Annotated in this window: 13 protein-coding genes; 3 read left to right on the top strand and 10 right to left on the bottom strand. The window is 56.2% G+C overall.

Features of this window, described 5'->3' with window-relative positions:
- Positions 1-2: 2 nt before the first annotated feature.
- The 8 genes from O4G22_RS02550 to O4G22_RS02515 form a co-directional block, all read right to left on the bottom strand.
- Positions 3-524, bottom strand: coding sequence for a hypothetical protein (locus O4G22_RS02550; protein ID WP_094136952.1), 522 nt, complete (start codon positions 522-524; stop codon positions 3-5).
- 107 nt (positions 525-631) lie between these two features.
- Positions 632-1,231, bottom strand: coding sequence for an RNA polymerase sigma factor (locus O4G22_RS02545; protein WP_094136953.1), 600 nt, complete (start codon positions 1,229-1,231; stop codon positions 632-634).
- 33 nt (positions 1,232-1,264) lie between these two features.
- Positions 1,265-3,184: an amidophosphoribosyltransferase gene (locus O4G22_RS02540; protein WP_295977511.1), complete on the bottom strand. Its 1,920-nt coding sequence runs from the start codon at positions 3,182-3,184 to the stop codon at positions 1,265-1,267.
- Positions 3,185-3,246: 62 nt separating this feature from the next.
- Positions 3,247-4,248, bottom strand: coding sequence for a phosphoribosylformylglycinamidine cyclo-ligase (gene purM, locus O4G22_RS02535; protein WP_300771363.1), 1,002 nt, complete (start codon positions 4,246-4,248; stop codon positions 3,247-3,249).
- Positions 4,249-4,351: 103 nt separating this feature from the next.
- Complete coding sequence (locus tag O4G22_RS02530) at positions 4,352-4,813, bottom strand: DoxX family protein (protein WP_094136955.1); 462 nt, start codon at positions 4,811-4,813, stop codon at positions 4,352-4,354.
- 195 nt (positions 4,814-5,008) lie between these two features.
- Positions 5,009-5,986 carry a GDSL-type esterase/lipase family protein gene (locus O4G22_RS02525; RefSeq protein ID WP_290489662.1) on the bottom strand — a complete coding sequence of 326 codons (978 nt, stop codon included), beginning with the start codon at positions 5,984-5,986 and terminating at the stop codon, positions 5,009-5,011.
- A gap of 21 nt (positions 5,987-6,007) precedes the next feature.
- Positions 6,008-7,546, bottom strand: a complete 1,539-nt coding sequence (locus O4G22_RS02520; protein ID WP_297667285.1) for a sialate O-acetylesterase — start codon at positions 7,544-7,546, stop codon at positions 6,008-6,010.
- 10 nt (positions 7,547-7,556) lie between these two features.
- The gene (locus tag O4G22_RS02515) at positions 7,557-8,333 is read right to left on the bottom strand and encodes a VC0807 family protein (protein ID WP_306702084.1); all 777 of its coding nucleotides are present in this window, start codon (positions 8,331-8,333) and stop codon (positions 7,557-7,559) included.
- Between the two features lie 219 nt (positions 8,334-8,552).
- On the opposite strand from O4G22_RS02515, the gene O4G22_RS02510 reads away from it, so the two are divergent.
- The 3 genes from O4G22_RS02510 to O4G22_RS02500 all read left to right on the top strand — a co-directional run bounded on the left by O4G22_RS02510 (position 8,553) and on the right by O4G22_RS02500 (position 13,624).
- Entirely contained in the window at positions 8,553-10,358 is a 1,806-nt protein-coding gene (locus tag O4G22_RS02510) for a DEAD/DEAH box helicase (RefSeq protein WP_306702083.1), read from the top strand.
- Positions 10,359-10,823: 465 nt separating this feature from the next.
- Positions 10,824-12,983 carry a sulfatase-like hydrolase/transferase gene (locus tag O4G22_RS02505; protein WP_306702082.1) on the top strand — a complete coding sequence of 720 codons (2,160 nt, stop codon included), beginning with the start codon at positions 10,824-10,826 and terminating at the stop codon, positions 12,981-12,983.
- 8 nt (positions 12,984-12,991) lie between these two features.
- Positions 12,992-13,624 (top strand): DUF805 domain-containing protein, encoded by a 633-nt coding sequence (locus O4G22_RS02500; protein ID WP_306702081.1) that lies wholly within the window; start codon positions 12,992-12,994, stop codon positions 13,622-13,624.
- 31 nt (positions 13,625-13,655) lie between these two features.
- Here O4G22_RS02500 and O4G22_RS02495 read toward each other — a convergent pair whose 3' ends face one another.
- Together O4G22_RS02495 and gcvP are read right to left on the bottom strand one after the other, a co-directional pair.
- Positions 13,656-14,621, bottom strand: coding sequence for a hypothetical protein (locus tag O4G22_RS02495; protein ID WP_345784512.1), 966 nt, complete (start codon positions 14,619-14,621; stop codon positions 13,656-13,658).
- Positions 14,622-14,973: 352 nt separating this feature from the next.
- Complete coding sequence (gcvP, locus tag O4G22_RS02490) at positions 14,974-17,820, bottom strand: aminomethyl-transferring glycine dehydrogenase (protein ID WP_306702079.1); 2,847 nt, start codon at positions 17,818-17,820, stop codon at positions 14,974-14,976.
- Positions 17,821-17,867: the final 47 nt, after the last annotated feature.

The raw sequence follows: 17,867 nt of genomic DNA, 5'->3' as shown, positions 1-17,867 counted from the left end.
TGTTACATCTCAATGAGAACGCGGGATACCGGTTTCTTATCGGTATTGGAATTGGTTTTCTGCTGATTATTGGTGTCTGATGTGTCATATGAAGACGCGCCCGTCGTGAATTCGGGTTTTTCCGCAGGGGCGGCTTCGGTAGAGGTTTGTTCAATAGTTTCCTTACTTACGGGCATTGCTTTTTCCGTCAGGAGAATTTCTTCTTTTTCCTGGGAGGAGGCCACATAAGAGTCGGCTGGATCATCCATGTTGCCGGATGCGATAATAACGCCTACTGCAGCCAATGTCACGATGGACATGGAAGCATAGACCCACTGCCAACCACGAAAGTTCTGCAGATAGTTGTCCAGACGTTCGAGTAACAATTTCCAAGCAGAGTTGGCAGCCTGATCGGTTTCCTTTCTAAGATGAAAATTGCGGAGGAAATCTTCCTCAAAATTGTCATGATAGCAGGGTTCCTTACGGAGAGACGCAAGCATGGCAACCAGAGCTTCTTCCTTGTGATCTGTGGATTGTTTATCCATCTTCGTTAATATTAAATATAATAGAGGTTAGGGTATGTTAGCCCGAAATGCGGGACTATGCGTTTGACATGACAGCGAGAACTGACGTTCAATATTTTTTTAATCTGTTAACTCAGATATTCCGCCAAGAGCCCCTGGAGTTCCTTGTGAGCATAATGCAGACGTGATCTGAGCGTTCCTTCAGAGATGCCCAGAAGGGCGGATATTTCCGTATGATTGAGTCCTTTCACATCGTGAAGGACAACGACTTCCCTGTGTTTGGACGAAAGTTTTTTCAGGGCTTCATTAATTTTAAGTTGCAGCTCATTCAGATGGGTTCGGCGTTCCGGGTCCGCTCCATCCGTTTCATCCGCCATGTTCATGTCCTTTTCCGTATGGTCGCCGTACTCGTCGTCGTCCAGACTGTAGGTCATTCTGCGGTTGCGTTTTTTCAGGAAGTTTCTGGCATGGTTGACGGCAATGGAGTGCAACCATGTATAAAAGGCGCTTTGCCCGTTGAAGTAGCGCAAGGCCCGGTAGGCTTTGGAGAACGCTTCCTGGGCGATGTCATAGGCGTCATCGTAGTTATCCGTCATCTGGTACAGGGTGGCATGGAGCTTGCGGCTGTGGCGAATGACGAGCTCGTCAAAAGCCCGCGAGTCTCCCTCCCGTGCCCTGGCGACCAGTTCGGTGTCTTCCAAGGTCGTGTATGCAATGGGTCCTGACATATCAACGACAGAATACCCAAAAAAAGGGATGTGCTACAAGGGCAAATCGTATGCACGGCCCCCTTTGCCCTCAAACCAGCGCATGTATGCCACATTAACTGTGGTGTATCCGCCCGGAGTCGGATAATCTCCGGTGAAATACCAGTCGCCGCAGGGGCCTTCTATGGATTCATGGAGGTTTTCGATGGTCTGGAAGATGACTTCCACAGGGCACGGCGCGTCGTGCGGCGTGACCAGGCGGGTGATTTCCCGGGAGATTTCAGCCTCAGTCAACCCTTCGTAAATAGCCTTTACGCAATTGCGCCGTTCTTCCTTGGGCTTGGTCAGTTCTTCCTTGCATGCCGTGTACACTTCTTCCAGCAGACGGACCTGTCCGTGCTGCTTGATCAGGGAGACGGCCGCCTGGAAGGCGATGAAGTTGCCCAGCTCGGACATGTCAATGCCGTAGCAGTCCGGATACCGGATTTGCGGGGCAGTGGATGCAATGACGATTTTCCGGGGATTGGTGCGGCCCAGGATGCGGAGGATGGACCTTCTCAGGGTGGTGCCGCGGACTATGGAGTCGTCAATGGCGACGAGCACGTCTTCCGGTCCTACGGCGCCGTAAGTGAGGTCATATACGTGGGAAACCAGCTGCGCGCGGCTTTTTTCCTGCGTGATGAACGTGCGCATTTTGATATCCTTGTGGGCGATTTTTTCACCGCGCGGCCAGCGCTTCAGGATAGCGCTGTCCAGCATGTTTTCATCCAGAGTTCCGTTTCTCAGGGCCTCCAGAAGCTGGGCATGCACGCGCTTGCGGCGGTAAACGCGCAAGCCTTCCAGCAACCCGTAGTAGGCGGTTTCCGCCGTGTTGGGAATGTAGGTGATAGCGGATTTGTCAAAACGGTCTTCCAGAGAATCCACGATTTGAGGGGTCAGCGCCGCGCCGAGCGCCTTGCGCTCCCGGTAAACGATAGGATCGTTCCCGCGGGAGAAGTAAATCTTTTCAAAGGAGCAGGGAGCCGGTTTCAGAGGGGTGGTAAATTCCGTAATGGCATGTGTGCCGTCTGCTTTGATGGAGAGCATATTGGCCGGCGGAAGTTCTTGAACCTGTTCGCTGTCCACTTCAAAGACGGTCATCAGAGGAACGCGTTCGGAAGCCACGGCAATGAATTCATCCGTAATCAGGTAGTGGCATGGGCGGATGCCGTGCGGATCCCGCAGGCAGAAGTAGTCCCCGTTGCCGATGGCCCCCATGATGGCATATCCGCCGTCCCATTGCTTGGCGGAGTTATGGATGATTTCCTGAATGTTAAGCCGGGAGGAAATGGCATGGGGAATTTCCGGGCCGGGCATGCCGCTGTCCCGCAAGGCGCGGTAAAGGTCCGTATGGGCTTCATCCAGGTGATACCCTATTTCTTCAAGGACAGTCTGCGTGTCCGTTCCGAAGACGGGATGCTGGCCGCGTTCAATCATGCGCTGGTTCAATTCCGGCGTATTGGTCATGTTGAAGTTGCCCAGAACCATCAGAGTGCGGGTCGGCCAGTTGGTGCGGCGCAGGTAGGGATGGCAGGAACCTTCGTCAAAGAGGCCGGAGGTGCCGTAGCGGAGATGCCCCATCAGGATTTCCCCGCCGTAGTCGAATTTGTTTTTGATGTCTTCCGCATCCTTCAGGTTGACCAGGCCGCGGCGGACCTTTTTGTTGAGCTTCTTGATTTGCCCATTGAAGATGCTTGTAAGGGCGTCTTTGCTGGCGTCCCGGGTGCGGAACAGATAAGGCTGCCCCAGAGGCATGTTCAGTTTGACGCAGCCTATGCCCGCGCCGTCCTGGCCGCGGTTGTACTGCTTTTCCATCAGGATGAGCAGTTTGTTGAATGCCCAGAGGGTGGAGCCGTATTTATCCTGAAAATAAGAGAGAGGCTTAAGCAGACGAATGGCGGCTACGCCGCACTCGTGTTTAAGAAAATCGCTCATGGGAAGATGATGAAAAGATTGTCCTGTAAGTGTGGCGTATCCGCTGCAAGGAGATGGTGTTTTTATTCGCCCTGTACTTTGACATGAATGCCGCGGCCTTCTCTCAGCGTGCCGATGACCGTGCCGCCCGGACCTGCCTTCAATGCGGCTTCCGCGTCTTCAGGCTTCACAATGGCTACCCAGCCAATGCCCATGTTAAAGGTGTTGAAGCGGTCCTGCGGATCCACATGCTTCAGGATTTTCTGGGCTGCGGTGTTGTCCCAATAGGGAATGGAGAGGTCTGCTCCGTAGTCGCCCAGGAAGCGTTCCAGGTTTTCCGGGAGGCCTCCCCCCGTGATATGGGCGTATGCCTTCGGGGTGACGTTGAAGCGGCGCATATCTGCCACCACGTCATGGTACAAGCGGGTGGGCTGGAGAAGGGAACGGAGTTCCTCTTCATCAACTACATCCGGATTTTCTTCCAGAATGCGGCGGATGAGGCTCCAGCCGTTGGCATGGAAGCTGTCGGATTTGTAGCCGATGAATACGTCTCCGGGCCGGACGGTTTTCGGATCAATCAGTTTGCTTTTTTCACAACAGCCGATGCAGAAGCCGGAGAGTTCCACGATGGATTCCGGCACCACACCGGGCATTTCCGCCGTTTCTCCTCCGGCCAGGATGCAGTTGCAGGATTCCAGGTAGTCGCACATGCCGGCCACCAGGCGGGTGATGCGGGAGCGTTCCCGTTCCAGATTGGAGATGCCCAGATAATCCAGGAAGAGAAGAGGGGCGCCGCCCGTGGTAAGAATGTCGTTGACGTTCATGGCCACCAGGTCTTTGCCGGCGGTTTCCACCATGTCCAGTTCAAAGAGAATTTCCGTCTTGGTGCCTACGCCGTCGCACCCGGTGACGATGACCGGTTCCTTGTAGGAGCTCAAATCATAGGCAGCGGCGAAAAGGCCAAAGGCCTGGTGAAGAGATCTCTGCTTTTGCGTTCTTTTAACGTGAGAGCTGATGTCGGATACAAAGGCGGCTGCTTCTTTGGTATCGACCCCCGATTGCTTGTAGGTTAGTTTGCCGGACATTGAACGGATGAACTGGGTGTGCCAGCATCCTAGAGGAAGGCTCCTTCCGCGGCGAGTGAAAAAAGAAGTATTTTTGCCATAGGACGCGCGGGAGGAGCTGTTTTCATTCCACTTCTATCTTGCAGTCGCGCCGGAGCCACCAGGCATCCAGGGAGAATTTACCCGGTCCCGTATAGAAGATGGTCAGATAGATCAGCAGGTAGATGGCCGCGAGTTCCTGCGCTCCCCACCCGGAAAGACCAAGGACAAGAAAGAGCGCTACACACATGTTAATGACCAGGATAAGGGAGGCCAGACGGGTGAGGAATCCCAGCAAGAGGAGGACGGAACATCCGAATTCCGCGCCTACGCACAGCAGCAGGGACAGAAAATTGCCGATTCCCAGCGGATCCTGGAAAGCCGCCCAGTTTCCGCTGATGAGCATGCCCAGTTTGGGAATGCCATGCACAAGCATCATGACTGCTACGCCCAGGCGCAGCAACAGAACGCCGAAGTCCATGCTGGTGTTGGTGGCCAGGGGGCCAAGCAGGCGGCATGCGGATGATTTGCTTTTATTCTGTTCCATGCACTGTAGACCGTTTTGGAAACAGAAATGCTCAATTAAAACAGGATGAAAATGAGTTTTTAGGGTAGAGGGGGAAACAGCCTGTGACGCAGGCATGCCGCCTGCTGCGCGTGTGTATGGGCGGAATAGCGTGCGCTGGGCTTATGGGAACATGCAGGAGTTCCGCGTGTTCCCATAAGCCTGTTCAGGAAGTTTTTAATGTTTTTTCGCAGGAATGAGGCGGAAAGCTGCGGGGGATTGGGCGGACTTGATTTGCAGGGGCTTGGTCGGGTCTTTTTGAGTTTCCGGGCCAATGGCGATGATAAGCCTGTCCTTGGGATGAATGACGGTGGAGTTTTCAAAGATGAGCGTATTGGCTCCGTCCGTCAGTTTCCATCCATCCAGAAGAATGCCGGAGTTGCCGGGGTTGTTGATGATCACGTTGCCGGTGCCCGGTTCCAGCCTGGGTGCGGGCTGCTTAAGCTTGAGGCTTTTTGCCAGCTTGGCAAAGGTGATTTCCGCAATGCGCCGTGCGCCCTGCTCCGTAGGATGCAGCCCGTCAACATACCATTCCGGATGGTCGGAGAGCGGGTGCAGCGCGTCAAAGAGGCTGACTTTGTACTTGCGCGCAACGGCGGCGATCAGTTTTTCCGCTTCCGGGCGGTTGGCGGATGAGCCGTTGTCCGAGCCTGCATATTTACGCACGTCCGGATAACAGTTGCCGGGAAATGCCTTCTTGTTGAGCGGGCCGCGGTAGTCCGGGCCCAGCAGCCCCCAGGCAAAGAACCGTGTTTTGGGATTGGCGTTTTTCCATGCATGAAGCAAAGCGTCATAGCCTTTGGAGAACAGTTCGGGGTTCCACCAGCGGCCCGTGTCGTTGATGCCAAGGTTGCAGATATAAATATCCGCCTTGAATTCCAGGGCTTGCTTGTGTTCCTTGGTGCTGCCGTACCAGCGTCCTGCCTGGCCCGGATAGTCGCCTGCCGTTTTTCCGGGATTGCCGAAGCCTCTGACGTCAAAGTCCGGCCCCATAAGTGTGGCGAGCACTTGCGGATATCGGGCTTCTCCGGGTTTAAGGCCGGTGCCGAAGGTGATGCTGTCTCCCACGCAGGCTACTTTGGCGGGAGAAGCTTGTGCCGCCATGCCCAGTGAGAGTGTGGCTGTCAGAGAAGCGATGAGAAGATGAAGGTTCATGGAGTGATGGTGTGGTATGAGTTATTTTTTCAGAACAGGTGCGTCCGTCCGGAAGGGACGGGCGGGGAGCTGGTTGCCGTTGACCAGGTTGGGGGTCACGAAACGGTTCCAGCAATATCGGGCGTGTTTGGGGGATTTTACTTCCGGGGATGAGAGGCGGATAACGGCTGTGTCGCCTTTCCTGTTGGTGATTTCCGCCGCGGCAGGATGGTAAATTCCGTCCGTTCCGGCAATTTCAAACTGGGCCGGTTCTTTGCCGTCCGTGGTGGTCAGTCCTGCGGCTTGGTTCAGTTGAACCAGGATGCTGGAACCGGAGGTTTTGAAGGCCTTGAAGGCAGGTCCTTCACAGGGGATTTTTTTACCGTAAACCTTGTTCAGGGCAGTATTTCCTGCACGTTCCCCCACAGGGCGCTTGAATGGAGGATGAACGTCGGAATTGGTGGAACCAAGATCAATGGTGTTGACGCTGTAAACTTTCGGAACGGTTTTGGCCACGGCGTCCTGCATTTCACGGAATTCCGGCCAACCGGCGCGGATTTTTGACGGGTCGTTGATGCGGGGGAGCTGGATCATGACGAAGGGCATTTCCGGGTTGCGGAAAGCTTTTCTCCAGGAGGAGATCATGGTTTTCAGCAGCATGCCGTTTTGGGCGTTGTCAATGATCTCCGCATCGGATTCTCCTTGATACCAGATGACGCCCGTGACGGGGAGGGACGTTGTCCATGCAATGCCGGATTCGTAAAGGAACGCCGGCTTATAGGGATGGTCCGGAGAGCCCTGGTTCAAACGCGGAGAGATGTTTTTCCTGGCCCGTCCCCTCACCCAGTCGGAGATAAGGGGGGAGTCCAGCCAGTGGTTGCCGCGCAGGGTACGGAAGCTGTTGTTGGCATTAATGACCTGCCGGGGGATCCACGCTGCGATTTCCGAGCCTCCCAGGGAGGAGTGGATGATGCCTACCGGAATACCCAGTCCTTCACGGAGTTTTTTCCCGAAGTAGTAGCCCACGGCAGTCATTGGCCCTGAGGTGGAGGGAGAGCTGGCGGCCCATTGACCTTTATAGAAGTTGTCCGTGGTGACTGCGTCAAAGTCTTTCGCGGAGTAGGGGGCGTTGTTGGTATGGGCTTGCGGAACGTTGTTGAGCAGGCGGAGCTGGTCGTCTCCGGAAGCCGCTATGTCTTCTTTGGCCGTCGTGGTCTGGTTCAGACGGAACAGCATGTTGGATTGGCCGGAAGCCAGCCACACTTCCCCCACGAGCACATCTTCCAATTTGGCGGAGTCTCCGTTTTGCTCGGCCGCCAGCGTCTGGCCTGTGGCGCAGGGAGGCATGGGGGGCAGCGTGACGCTCCATTTCCCCTTGGAGTCGGTTGTTGTTTTCAGGGCTGTGTTCCCAAAAGTAACGGTTATTTCCCTGTTGGGGGCGGCCGTACCGGAAACGGGAATGTTTTTTCCATGGGGAAGTACCATATGGGAACCGAAAATCCGGTCGAACCGGGGAGTATCCGCCCACGCCGCATGAAGGGCGATGGCGGCAGCCAGGATGCATGGAGTATGGAGGCGCATGGTTTGAGGATTATTTGAGAAGGAGTTCGTCCCGCGAGAGGCCGGTCAGCCTGCCGAGCCGTTTAATCAGGCGGGTCATGATAAACACAAGGGCTGCCAGGATGGGTATCCCGATGATCAGGAAGCCCCACCAGGTAATGCTGCCGATGGCGGCGTTGTAGGCCACTTGCTGTTCCGCTTCCGGCTGTTGTATGACGGAAGACATGAAAGAGAGGCTCAGGAAAAAATTGCCGGTGGAGGAGGCAACCAGCGTGCCCGCAAGAATCCAGGACGAGTTCGCCAGCAGTTTCTGATAAGCCCGTTCCTCGCCGTTGGCGGCCACCGTTTGTTCTATCCTGCGCACGTCGAATAATTCCGGCGTGTAGATAAACATGTTGAGAAGGGGCGTGCCGGCAGACCGGGAGACGACGACCGCCGCCGCCAGAATGAGGGGAATCAGAGCTTCTTTTCCGGCGAACAGCCAGGGAGTGGCGCTGTGGATGCGCCCTTCCGGGCCGATGACGAAAATGCTGATGACGCCCGTCAGCAGCACGCCGGCCATGCCGACGCCGGACATCAGGTCAAATTTTCTGGAGACGACCAGGGAACGGATGCCATAGACAAGAGGGAGGGAAAGGGCGATGACGAGGGCCCATACCGGGCCGATATGCCAGAAATTTTCTCCTTCCGGGCGTTCCAGAGGATTGGCGGGGCCCGCGCTGCAATAGTCCAGAATCAACACCGGGAGAAGGATGTTGATGAAAATCCCCAGCAGGGAGGACTGTGATTTGTTTGGCGTTTTATCCATGAATTCGAAGGCCGTTATTTGTATCATACGCAAATGCGCTCCTGCAAGTTGCAACTCCGTGTATGAATGTAAAGACCAGAAGCGGGGGAAACCGGTTTTTATTCGCAGGCGGCTCTGCGGAAATCGTGGCATCTGACGGTATCTTCCGTTCTTTTGGCTGGACACGGGAGGGAATAATGTTCAGCTTCTCCCGTGACTCTGACAGATCATTTTTCCCCCATGGCTCAAACATCTTCTTTTTCGACGCTTGGCATTTCACCGGAGATTCTGGAGGCTATAGAAGTGCTCGGCTTCGATACTCCTTCCTCCATTCAGGAGCAGGCGATTCCCGCCGCGATCGGAGGGTCCGATATTGTGGGGCTGTCCCATACGGGCTCCGGAAAGACGCTTGCCTTTGCCATTCCGGCCCTGGAGTGCATTGAGCCTGAGGAACGCTGCGTGCAAGTGCTCGCCCTTTGTCCTACTCGGGAACTGGCCGTCCAGATTTGCCGGGAGGTGGACAAGCTGGCTTTGTTCATGGACGGCGTTTCCGCCGTCCCCATTTACGGGGGGGCTTCTTTCCGTCCGCAACTGGACGCCCTGCGCCGCGGGGTGCAGTTTGTGGTGGGAACGCCTGGACGCGTCATGGACCTGATGGAATCCGGGGCGTTGAGGCTGGACGGCCTCCGCATGTTGATTCTGGATGAAGCGGACGAGATGCTGGATATGGGTTTTCTGGAAGACATCGAACGCATTGCGGAGGCCATGCCGGAAACGAAGCAGACCCTGTTTTTCTCCGCTACCATGTCTCCGGAAATCAACCGTCTGGTGAGCAGGTTCATGAAAGAGCCCGTCCAGATTTCCATTGAACGGCCCACGCTGACGGTGCCTACCATTGAACAGGTTTATTACGAGGTGGTGTTTTCCTCCCGGATTGAGGTGCTCAGCCGGCTGCTCGACACCGGAAAGATTAAAATGGGGCTGGTGTTCGCCAATACCAAAAAGGTGGTGGATGACGTGGTGGACGGTTTGACGGCCCGCGGTTATGCGGTGGACCGCCTTCATGGGGATATGCCTCAAATGATGAGGGAACGCGTCATGGATTCCTTCCGCAGGGGGAGCCTGCGTCTTCTGGTGGCGACGGATATTGCCGCCCGCGGCCTGGATGTGGATGATGTGGATGCCGTGGTGAATTTTGAATTGCCGCGTGATCCGGAGGATTACGTGCACCGCATCGGCCGCACGGCACGCGCCGGCCGCAAGGGGAAGGCCATCACTTTTGTGGGGCGCCGTGATTTTTCCCTGATGAGCCGCATAGAGCGCTTCATCGGCGTTAAGTTGACTCCGGAACCTGTGTTGACTGCCGTTCAGGTGGATCAGCTCCGGACGGAATCTCTGGTGGATGATATTTTGGAACGTCTCAAGCCGGATGCCGTGCTGCCGGAGGAATTGAAAGAAGTGGAGGCTGCGCCGGAGGCCATGGCTGCGGCCCTGTTTGATTTGCTTCGGGAACGTACGCACCGGGAGGTGCAGCCCATTCCGGAAGACAAGCCGGCACGCAGGGCGCGGCGTATGCCGCAAACCGGGGAGGATGCGGAGAGCCCGCAGAAGGGTGATTCCTGGCAGCATAAGGGTGATACGGTTACGCTGTTTATGAATGGAGGCCGGATGATTGGCTTGCGGCCCAAGGACATAGCCGGGTTATTTTACAATACGGTGGAAATGGAAAAGGGCGCCGTGGGCGATATCCGGATTTTCCCCAAGCATTCCCTGATAGAAGTGGACGCTTCCGTGGCGCCCCAGCTTCTGGAGGCTCTGGCGACGGCTACCGTCTGCGGCTATGAAGTTAATGTCCGTGAAGACAAGGGCGCTCCGGAATATTCCGGCACACCGCGCCCGCCCCGCCGCAATGGAGGATTCCGCAGCAGTTACCGTGGAGAGCGGGACCGCAGCGGATTCAGGGGAAGCCGCGGGGGCTTCCGCAGTGACCGCGGCGAACGCTGGGGAGAACGTTCCCGCAGGGACGACAGGAAGAAGCGTTTCTGACGCCTCCGCTGTTCCGGGCAAGGTCATCAACATTGCTTCCGGAATTGGCGCGGATGTTTGGGAGCGTTCCGGTTCATGATTACTGTTCCCGCCGGTTTTCTGTATTTTCTGCCTGGCAGAGGGGGGGAATATCTATCCTGCCGGGTTTCCTTTGCAGGATCTGCCGTTCTCTCCAGGGGCAGGCATAACCGGGCGGCGCGGGAGGGCTGAGGTTCCGGCAGCCGGGAATGCTGGCGGAGCTTTTTCCATTCATGGCTCCGTCCGGAAAATTCGGTCATTGGTAGTATGGCGGAATTGTAGCTGTTCCCGGCTGTAAGGCTGGTTCTTTCATGGTTTTTTTCCGCTGGGCCCTGTCGGCTCAATCCTCTGTGCCCTTTCCGTGCAATTCTCTTGAGGGATGAGAAAATTCATGTAAGATGACGCCTTGTTTTAACGTCTTTTTCAGAGTCTATTTTCTTTTGAATCATGAAGCTGGTATCTTTATTATCCGTTCTTCTGACTTCCCTGGTTCCGTGCATGGGCGCTTCCGGGCAGGCTGCGAAGCCGGCTGCCCGGTCTGTCAAGACTTCGAAGCCCAATGTTATTTTCATTCTGGTGGACGACATGGGCTGGGGAGACCTGGATTCCAACTGGAGCCAGCAGAAGTTGAATGGCCGGACGGTGGAGAGAAAGAACGAGTTCAAGACTCCGGCCCTGTCCGCTTTGGCGCGGGAGGGAATTCAGCTGCGCCGCCACTATTCCGCCGCTCCGGTTTGCGCCCCGGCGCGCGCTTCCCTGCTGCTGGGGGTGCATCAGGGGAATTCCCGAGTGGTGAGAAATAACCGTTTCGATCATCCTATTGAAGATTCCCACACGCTTGGCACCGTGATGCGTGATGCCGGGTATGATACTGCCGCCATTGGCAAATGGGGTGTAGGAGGCGGAGGTCAGAGCCAGGTGGCCATGACCGCCGGCCCCCATCAGCGGGGATTCAATTATTTTTACGGTATCCTGGACCATTTGGCGGGGCATTTCCACTATCCTTCCGAATCCCGTGACATTTTCGAGTACAACGGCTACGCTTCCAATCCCGAGTGGAAGAATATCAAGGATCAGGTGCCCCAGACGGCTTATTCCACGGATTTGTTTGCCGCCCGCGCCAAGCAGTGGATTGTGGATCAGCGCAAGTCCGCCCGCAAAACCGGCAAGCCGTTTTTCCTGTATCTGGCTTTTCCGGCTCCCCACGGAAGTTTGACGGTTCCGGGAACTCCCTATCCCTCCGGAGGCGGTTTGAAGGGAGGTCTGCAATGGGTGAAGAAGGAAGGAACGGAATCCGTAAATACGGCTTTTGACGCCAAGGCGGAGAAGAATAAGGATACTTATATTCATCCGGACAATTCCCATTTCCCGAATGATGTGGCCAAACGTCATTCCACCATGATCCGCCGCGTGGACGATGCCGTGGCTGATTTGGTACGGCTGCTGAAAGATTTGAAGATTGACGATAATACGATGATCGTCTTCACGTCCGACAATGGCCCACACAATGAGGGCGGGAGTGATACCAGGCATTGGCACGGAGCGCAAAATCCGCAGTTTTTCAAGAGTTATGGCATGATGGACGGCATTAAGCGAGATTGCTGGGAAGGAGGGATGCGCGTGCCGGCGCTGGTACGCTGGCCTGCACGCGTTCCCAAGGGGCAGATCAGTCTGAACCCTGGCCAGTTTCATGACTGGCTGGCTACGCTGGCTGATGTGGCTGGGGTTCCGGTTCCTGCCCGTAGTGACGGCGTTTCCCTGCTGCCGACGCTAACTGGCCATGCGGACCAGCAGAAGCCCGGCATTGTTTATGCCGAATATAATTTCGCAGGCAAAACGCCGGAGTATAAGGATTTTCTGGGTGAACACAAGGGAGCGCAGCGGGGCCAGCAGCAGATTGTTTTTGTGGATGGATTGAAAGGCCTGCGCATGGGTGTGAAGGATGCGGACAGGGATTTCATGATTTTCGATACTTTGAATGACCCGCAGGAAAGCAGGGATCTGGCATCCTCCAGGCCGGAACTTCAGGCCCGCATGAAAACCGCCGCTTTGTCCAATCGCCGGGCTTCCCTTCCTTCCAAAACAGTGTTTGACTCTGCGCCGGTTCCCGCCGTGGACGTGAAGGGAACCGTTTCTCCCGGGTTGCAATGGTCCCTGTATGAAGGGGATTTTCCCTGGGTCCCGGATTTCCGCCAGTGGAAGAAGCCTGCTTCCGCCCATGGCGTGACGCCTTCCCCGTCCGTGAACATGAACGGTCCGGCCAGGCGCGGCGTGGAGCTGACGGGGTATGTGAAGATCCCTGAGGACGGGGCATATACGTTTTATCTGACCACGGATGAAAACAAGGGCAGCAAGGCTTTTGTCCGGCTGCACGGCATGGAGTTGATTGACGCGGACAAGACTTATGAGCCGGGAGCCGAGGTTTCCTCTGATCTGGGCGACCGGAAGAATCCCGTTTATTTGAAAGCCGGCCTTCATCCCATCCGCATCGGCTATGTGGGGAATTCCGGTGCTGCCTCCAGGCTGGTTTTGAAGTGGGAAGGCCCCGGTCTGCCCAGGCAGGACATACCCGCCTCCGCCTTCAGCCATGGGAAGGAATCCAGATAAGCTCCTCCATGAGAGGTCTTTACGAGTACCAGGCGATTGACGGTTCTCCCAAAGGCCCCGTTTCTCTGGAGCTTTTGCTGCGGGCCCGTAATCTCGGCCGGTTGTCCAACCGGACGTTGGTCCGGAAGGTCCCCGATGGAGACTGGAGGCCCTTGGCCTCCTTTATTCCTTCCATGACTGTCATGGATGATGATGGAGTGCCGCCCGTTCTGACGGAAGCCGGAACGGGGCCTGAGGATGCCGGACCCGGCTGGAGCAGGAGGAAGTACTGGATGCGCATCATCAAGGCTTGGTGCAGTTTTAAGGGCCGTGCCGGAAAAGGAGATCTGCACGAAGTTTTTTCCGGAGTGGGGGTCGCGTGGCTGGCCGTGGCGGGAGCCCCCTCCGTTGTGAAATACGGTTTTTTCCCTTCCCTGTCTTCGTGGGTTGAACTGGTTTCCCCGCTGCTGTACATGGCGCTTGCCGTGCTGTCTGTTCCGTTGGCGGCTACCATGGTGCGGCGTCTGCATGATGTGGGGAGAAGCGGCTTTTTCCTGGTTTTTCTGGCCGTCCCCTTTGTAGGGTGGCTGCTGTTGTGGTATTTATTTCACGGGGAAAGCCGGCTTGGAGAGAATAAATACGGAGATCCGCCCTGGAATTAAAAGGCGTTGGAATCCGTACTTGGTGAGGTTGTTACAAAGGTTTTGACTGCGCTTGCGGATTAGGGCGAATCATCCGGTTGAAAAGTTTTTGCATGGCCATGGCCAGCAGAAGGGAGGAGGCCAGCGTCACGATGAATACTATGCTGATGCTTCGGGTCCCATAGAGATCCCAACTAAAGTGGTAACCGAAAATGAATCTGTGATTCAGCCACATAAGCGCGGAGTAAGTCCCCAGCAGCGTCAGGAGCGGCGTGAGGCGGAGTTTCCGGGTTATCCAAGGCAGGCACCAGAGGGTGAAGAGAAAGATAACCGTCAGGGTTTTGGCTTTTGAAAAGCTGAAGAGATGGATGGATAGTATTTCAAGAACCAGCAACAGGATTGCTCCCAGGCGTTGGGACGTTGAAAGAGCAGAGAAGCGAGAAGCCAGAAAGGCGCACATGTAACCGAGAATGAAGCAGGGAAGGAAAGAGGGGAAGGAGGAGGCGATTTCCGGCAGACAGGGAATGTGGGTCATGCTTTGAAGTAAAAGGGACACCCCCAGCAGGGCGGCCATGGATGGAACAGGCGCAATGTGATGCGTGATCCATGCGCAAGTGGGATAAAGGGCTATGGAGGCTGCCGCGAAAAGAGCCATGTACCACCAGTCGGGATAACAGGGCTTCAATCCTGTTACGGCAAGCAGGCCGTTTTTCCAGCCCATGTCGGCAACGGATGGCAAAATGGGCAAGGGGAATGCCCAGGAAACCAGAGTAGCCAGAAGAAGGCATAAGAAATAAATTTTCCAGAATTTAAGGTAATGGGAACAGCCTGTTTTAACGAGGGAACCGAGGGTTGAAGATGAATTCGTTTTCCATCCCATAGCATACCCTGTGATGAAAATAAAAATGGGTACGCAAATTTTAAAGATGGGAGCGGCTTTTGTAAGACAGGGAGCGATCCATGCCGTATCCACGCCTGCGGGGAGAGCGTATAAGCCGAAGACATGATGAAAGATCATGAAGAGAATTCCATACCCTTTGAGAATCGCGGAGTCTTCCCTGGAAAAAGAAAGATGCTGTTGCAGTCCAGGTACAGTAAGGGCAGAGAAAAAGCTCATCTGAAACCTAGCTCAACGGATTTCTAATCCGAAGTCAACACTCTATTTTGAGAACAAACGGGTCATCAAGATGCAAGGGGGAAAAAGCGGGGTGAGAGAAATATGTCTTTTCTCTTTTTTTATCCATACCTCTTTTATGCTTAATTGTTTTCCGAATGCGTTTATTTCTTCGGATTAGAAATCCGATTTTAACAATAAAAAAGGCTGTTCCATTTATTTGGAACAGCCTTTTTGAAAGGTGGGGTGAGATTTTTTATGACTCTACGGCCTTGGTGAATTCCTCCACCGTGTCGCAGGTGCAGACCAGGTTGCGGTCTCCATACACATTGTCCACCCGGCCGACATACGGCCAGAATTTGTGGATAAGAAGGCCGGAGACCGGATAGGCCGCTTCACTGCGGGAGTAGGGATGCCGCCATTCGTCAGCGGAGACCATTTCTGCGGTATGAGGCGAGTTTTTCAGGACGTTGTCTTCCTTGTCCGCCGTACCGTTGATAATGGCCGTGATTTCCGCATGAATGCGCTCCATGGCTTCAATGAAGCGGTCCAGCTCCTGCTTGGGTTCCGATTCCGTCGGCTCCACCATCAGGGTGCCCGGAACGGGGAAGGACATGGTGGGGCCGTGGAAGCCGTAGTCCATGAGCCTCTTGGCGATGTCATCCACCGTGAGACCGGCGTCATGAGTGAGCTGGCGCGGATCCAGAATGCATTCATGCGCCACCAGCCCCTTGTTGCCGGAGTAGAGAACCGGGAAGAGATGGCCGAGTTTCTTGGCGATGTAGTTGGCGTTGAGGATGGCCATTTCCGTGGCTTCCTTGAGGCCGTCCGGCCCCATCATGGAGAGGTACATCCAGCAGATGGCGGCAATGGAGGCGCTCCCCCACGCAGCAGACGCTACGGCCCCTTCTTCATGGCCCAGCGTAAGGTGTCCGGGCAGGAAGGGCACGAGGTGTTCCGCTACGCCGATGGGGCCGATGCCGGGACCGCCGCCGCCGTGCGGCATGGCAAAGGTTTTATGCAGGTTCAGGTGGCAGACGTCCGCGCCGATGCAGCCGGGGCAAGTCAGGCCTACCTGGGCATTCATGTTGGCGCCGTCCATGTACACCTGGCCTCCATTGGCGTGGACGATGTCGCAGAGTTCCTTGATTGTCTGTTCATACACCCCGTGCGTGGAGGGGTACGTGACCATGATGCAGGAGAGATTGTCCTTATGGGCTTCCGCTTGGGATTTCAGGTCTGCCATGTCGATGTTGCCTCTTTCGTCACATTTGACGGGCACCACCTTGAGACCGGCCATGGCGGATGAGGCGGGGTTGGTCCCATGGGCGGAGGTGGGAATGAGGCAGACATTGCGGTGGCCTTCTCCGGCGTGTTTCTGGTAGCGGCGGATGGCCAGTAGTCCGGCATATTCCCCTGCGGCGCCCGCGTTGGGCTGGAGGGAGACGGCGGCAAAGCCGGTGATTTTCGCCAGACGGTCGGACAGGACGGAGAGCATTTCCCGGATGCCTTCCGACTGATCCGCCGGAACAAAGGGATGCAGGGAGTTGGCTTCCGGCCACGTGATGGGAATCATTTCGGAGGCGGCGTTCAGCTTCATCGTGCAGGAGCCCAGAGGGATCATGGCTTCATTTAGAGCCAGGTCCCGGGATTCCAAGCGGCGGATGTAGCGCATCATTTCCGTTTCGGAATGGTAGGAGTTGAAAGCCTTTTCCGTGCAGAAAGGCGTCTGGCGCGTGTGGACGGGATCCCAGGCGGGAGCGTCGCAGCCGCAGGTGGCGGATGTTTCCGTGCCTGCAAGGGCGGAGGCCAGCGCCGCTACATCCGAACAGGTTGCGGTTTCATCCAGAGAGACGGCAGCGTGGTCGGCATCCACCCTGCGGATGTTATACCCGGCTTCCAGGGCTTTTTGCACCATGGCGTCCGCTTGTCCGGGAACGGACAGCAGCAGGGTGTCAAAGAAGTTTTTGTTTTCAATGGCGATGCCGGCTTCCGTGAGCGCCCTGTACAGGTTTTTGGTTTTCCGGTGGATTTCCATGCCGATGCGTTTGAGGCCTTCCTGGCCGTGGTATACGGCGTAAAAGGCGGCCAGCACAGCCAGGAGCACCTGGGCGGTGCAGATGTTGGAAGTCGCCTTGTCGCGGCGAATATGCTGTTCCCGCGTTTGCAGGGCCAGGCGGTAGGCAGGGCGGCCCAGGGTATCTATGGACATGCCGATAAGGCGGCCGGGCATGCGGCGTTTGAGGGCGTCCGTGCAGGACATGTAGGCGGCATGGGGGCCGCCGAAGCCCATGGGTATGCCGAAACGCTGCGTGTTGCCGATGCAGATATCGGCTCCGAAGGCGCCGGGTTCCCGGATGACGGTAAGGGCCATGAGATCCGCCGCCACGACGCAAAGCGCGCCCGTGGCATGTACGCGGGAAAAGAAGTCCGTATAATCGCAGATGCGGCCGAGCGTGTCCGGATATTGGACAAGCACCCCGGCCAAATCCGCGCCGATGGAGGCGGGGTCAAAGGAGGAGCAATCTCCCACGATGATGTTGACGCCCTGGAAGGCGGCGCGGGTGCGGATGACGCTGATGGTCTGGGGATGGCAGGTGTCCGCCACAAAGAAGGTGTTTGCTTTGGGGCGCGCGTTCCGGCACATGGTGACGGCTTCTGCGGCGGCGGTGCCTTCATCCAGCAGGGAGGCGTTCGCCACCGGCAGCCCTGTCAGGGAAGAGACCATGGTCTGGAAGTTCATGAGCATTTCCAGACGTCCCTGGGCGATTTCCGGTTGGTAAGGGGTGTAGGCCGTGTACCAGCCGGGGTTCTCCAGTACATTGCGGAGGATGACGGAAGGAGTGATGGTGCCGTAGTAGCCCTGGCCAATGAAGGTTTTCAGAAGCTTGTTTTTCCGCAGGATGGAACGGAGTTCCTCCAGGGCTTCCGTTTCCGATTTGGCGGCGGGCAGGTCCAGCGGGGCTTTCATGCGGATATCTGCGGGAACGATGTCCGCAATGAGTTCGTCAAGCGTCTGGTAGCCGAGGCTGTTGAGCATTTCCCGGCGCTCTTCCCCCTGGGGGCCGATGTGCCGGCTGGCAAAATCTGAGTGGGTATTCATGTGGTTTCTCTGGCTGGTAATAGCGTTCGGCCGCGGGGGCGGGCCAA

This window comes from Akkermansia muciniphila, assembly GCF_030848305.1.
Lineage (GTDB): Bacteria > Verrucomicrobiota > Verrucomicrobiia > Verrucomicrobiales > Akkermansiaceae > Akkermansia > Akkermansia muciniphila_A.
Note: the sequence above shows the minus strand (reverse complement) of the source record. Positions and strands in the feature narration are given on the sequence as shown.

Coding starts and splice junctions, on each gene's coding strand:
- O4G22_RS02550 (WP_094136952.1), bottom strand. CDS start 524: ATGGATAAACAATCCACAGATCACAAGGAAGAAGCTCTGGTTGCCATG.
- O4G22_RS02545 (WP_094136953.1), bottom strand. CDS start 1,231: ATGTCAGGACCCATTGCATACACGACCTTGGAAGACACCGAACTGGTC.
- O4G22_RS02540 (WP_295977511.1), bottom strand. CDS start 3,184: ATGAGCGATTTTCTTAAACACGAGTGCGGCGTAGCCGCCATTCGTCTG.
- purM (WP_300771363.1), bottom strand. CDS start 4,248: ATGTCCGGCAAACTAACCTACAAGCAATCGGGGGTCGATACCAAAGAA.
- O4G22_RS02530 (WP_094136955.1), bottom strand. CDS start 4,813: ATGGAACAGAATAAAAGCAAATCATCCGCATGCCGCCTGCTTGGCCCC.
- O4G22_RS02525 (WP_290489662.1), bottom strand. CDS start 5,986: ATGAACCTTCATCTTCTCATCGCTTCTCTGACAGCCACACTCTCACTG.
- O4G22_RS02520 (WP_297667285.1), bottom strand. CDS start 7,546: ATGCGCCTCCATACTCCATGCATCCTGGCTGCCGCCATCGCCCTTCAT.
- O4G22_RS02515 (WP_306702084.1), bottom strand. CDS start 8,333: ATGGATAAAACGCCAAACAAATCACAGTCCTCCCTGCTGGGGATTTTC.
- O4G22_RS02510 (WP_306702083.1), top strand. CDS start 8,553: ATGGCTCAAACATCTTCTTTTTCGACGCTTGGCATTTCACCGGAGATT.
- O4G22_RS02505 (WP_306702082.1), top strand. CDS start 10,824: ATGAAGCTGGTATCTTTATTATCCGTTCTTCTGACTTCCCTGGTTCCG.
- O4G22_RS02500 (WP_306702081.1), top strand. CDS start 12,992: ATGAGAGGTCTTTACGAGTACCAGGCGATTGACGGTTCTCCCAAAGGC.
- O4G22_RS02495 (WP_345784512.1), bottom strand. CDS start 14,621: ATGATCTTTCATCATGTCTTCGGCTTATACGCTCTCCCCGCAGGCGTG.
- gcvP (WP_306702079.1), bottom strand. CDS start 17,820: ATGAATACCCACTCAGATTTTGCCAGCCGGCACATCGGCCCCCAGGGG.